The organism is Olsenella sp. kh2p3 (genome assembly GCA_900119625.1).
Taxonomy (GTDB): Bacteria; Actinomycetota; Coriobacteriia; order Coriobacteriales; family Atopobiaceae; genus Tractidigestivibacter.
On the sequence record FPKD01000023.1, the window covers coordinates 1 to 2,580 of the forward strand.

Consider the following 2,580-nt stretch of genomic DNA (forward strand, 5'->3'; position numbering starts at 1 on the left):
AACGGTCGCTCGGCTCGATGAGCCCGCTACAATACCGACGGAGCCTGGGGCTGGCGGCCTAGGCGAGGAGGTACGGAAAAGCGGTACCACCCCCCCGCGGTCACCGGGATCTGAGCAGTTTGGTCAGGAGGGGCCGCGCCCGCACCAGGGGCGCGGCCCCTTGCCGTAACGTTTTCCTGGGCGGGGACTTTGGCGAGCGCCGCCCGGGAAGGATGGGAGAGGATGGCCGTGCCCCTGGATACTAGAGATGATATACGCACGATGGACGCCCGGGGCGTCCCGAGGGCCGAGATCGCGCGCGAGCTCGGCCTGAGCCGCAACACGGTTGCGAAGTACGCCGACATGGAGGACCTGTCCCCGGCGCCGCCGATCCCCGCGCGCAGGCCGCGCCCCGCCGTGGACGCCCACGCGGCGTGGATCCGCGGCGTCCTCGAGGCGGACCTCGGCGCGCCGCGCAAGCAGCGCCACACGGCGAAGAGGATATACGACCGCCTCGTCGCCGAGCGCGGCTACGCGGGCTCCTACTCGAGCGTGAGGCGCTTCGTGGCGGAGTGGAGGAGGTCGCAGGGCGTCCCCGCGGGCGACGGCTTCCTCGAGCTCGGGTGGGCGCCGGGGACCGCGCAGGCGGACTTCGGGAGCTTCAGGGCCGAGATCGGCGGCAGGCCGGCCGACCTCAAGCTCCTGGTCGTGACGCTGCCCCACTCGAACGCGCGCTTCTGCGCCGCCGAGATGTGCCAGAGGGCGGAGTGCATGTGCGACGGGCTCGCCGCGATCCTCTCGCAGATCGGCCGCGCCCCGCACACGCTCGTGCTCGACAACGCCACCGAGGCCGGCAGGATGGTGCGCGGCGAGGTGTCCGAGTCCGGGCTGTTCCGCCTGTTCAGGTCCCACTACCGGATGGCGAGCCGCTACTGCAACCCCTACTCGGGCAACGAGAAGGGCTCGGTCGAGAACGCGGTCGGGTTCCTGCGCCGCAACCTGCTGGTGCCGGTGCCGTCCTTCCCCGCGCTCGGGGACCTGAACGCCTGGCTCGCCGAGTCGTGCGGCCGGCTGAACGCCGCCTCGCGCGCCCGCGACGGGCGCCCGACGCCGGAGGCGATGGCGGAGGACCTCGCCGCGATGAACGCGCTGCCGGGCGCCCCCTTCGACGCGGTGAGGTGGGTGCGCGCCCGCTCCGACAAGCGCGGCTACGTGGCGGTCGACGGCCGCGAGTACGTCTGCGGCCCGGCATGGCACTCCCGCGAGCTGCTCGTCGGCGTGCGCGCGGCGAGCGTCGAGGTCCTCGCGGACCGCGGCAGGCTCGTGGCGAGGCTGCCGCGCGCCTTCGGGGAGGGCCCCGCCGTCCGCAACCCGCTGTCGCTCGTGCCGGCGCTCGTCGCCCGCCCGCGGGCCTTCGGCGAGTCGACGATCAGGCTCGACATGCCGCCCGCCCTCGTCGCCTCGATCGACCGGATGGACGCGGCCGGGCGCAGGAGGGCACTGCGCGCGATCGAGAGGGCCGCGGGGCACTCGGGCTTCGAGGCGGCGTGCGAGGCCGCGGAGATGTGCTGCGCGGGGGGCCGCGTCCCCGACGACGCCTCCGTCGACCTCGCGGCGAGGCGCATCGCCGCCGGGCGCGGCGCCCCGGGAGGGGCGGCCGACCTCTCCGTCTACGACGGGCTCCTGCGCGAGGGGGAGGTGCCCGATGCCTGCTGACCCCGCGCTCGCGGCCCGCGTCGTCGACGCCGGGCGCGCCTGCTCGCTCACGGCGTCCGTGCTCAGGGAATGGGCCGAGGCCGGCACCCCGAGGCAGGTCGAGTACCTCGCGGGCTACCTCGAGGCGGAGCGCGCGAGCAGGGAGGCCTCGAGGAGGGCGTCGCTGCTCAGGCGCTGCGCGCTGCCGGCCCCGAAGACCTTCGACGGCTACGACTGGTCGGCGGTCTCCTGGCCCGAGGGCTTCGGGCGCGCCGACCTGCTGTCGCTCTCGTTCCTCGAGGGCGCGCACGACCTCGTGCTGATGGGCGACGTGGGCACCGGCAAGACCCACATGGCCTCGGCGCTGTGCGCGCTCGCCTGCTCCGAGAGGCTCGAGGCCCGCTTCTTCACGGCCTCGTCGCTCGTGATGCGCCTCAGGCGCGCCCGCGACGAGGGCAGGCTCGACCACGAGGCCGCCCAGATCGGCCGCGCGAGGCTGCTCGTCGTCGACGAGCTCGGGTTCCTGCCGCTCGACGCCGACGGCGCGCGCCTGCTGTTCCAGGTGTTCTCCGACGCCTACGAGCGGCAGTCCGTCGTGATCACCACCAACCTCGAGTTCTCGAGGTGGGGCGCCGTCTTCGGCGACGACCAGATGGCCGCCGCGGTGATCGACCGCGTCGTGCACCACGGCAGGCTGCTGCAGTTCCGCGGCGAGTCCTACCGGGTGCGCCACGCCCTCATGCAGGGCTGAGCCGCCCAATTGCGCTGCGCAGATCCCGCGACCGAACTGCTCAATTCCCGATGCTCTTTTGGGACTGCGGTGGAAATCCTGGACCAAATAGGAACAGGAAGGAATCCGCATGTACAGCACCGAGCAGCGAAGGGTTGCAATAGAGACCTTCATCG

The 2,580-nt window shown here is 73.0% G+C and carries 2 protein-coding genes; both read left to right on the forward strand.

Annotated features, from left to right (window positions below; all coding sequences use genetic code 11):
• Positions 1–222 precede the first annotated feature (222 nt).
• The gene (gene istA / locus BT122_RS10610; RefSeq protein ID WP_083432483.1) at positions 223–1,695 is read left to right on the forward strand and encodes an IS21 family transposase; all 1,473 of its coding nucleotides are present in this window, start codon (positions 223–225) and stop codon (positions 1,693–1,695) included.
• Positions 1,685–2,425 (forward strand): IS21-like element helper ATPase IstB, encoded by a 741-nt coding sequence (gene istB, locus BT122_RS10615; RefSeq protein ID WP_177242233.1) that lies wholly within the window; start codon positions 1,685–1,687, stop codon positions 2,423–2,425. The genes istA and istB overlap by 11 nt, the downstream gene beginning before the upstream one ends.
• Positions 2,426–2,580 lie beyond the last annotated feature (155 nt).

What these genes read in the sequence shown, in the direction of transcription:
- istA (WP_083432483.1), top strand. Translation starts at nt 223, where the DNA reads ATGGCCGTGCCCCTGGATACTAGAGATGATATACGCACGATGGACGCC.
- istB (WP_177242233.1), top strand. Translation starts at nt 1,685, where the DNA reads ATGCCTGCTGACCCCGCGCTCGCGGCCCGCGTCGTCGACGCCGGGCGC.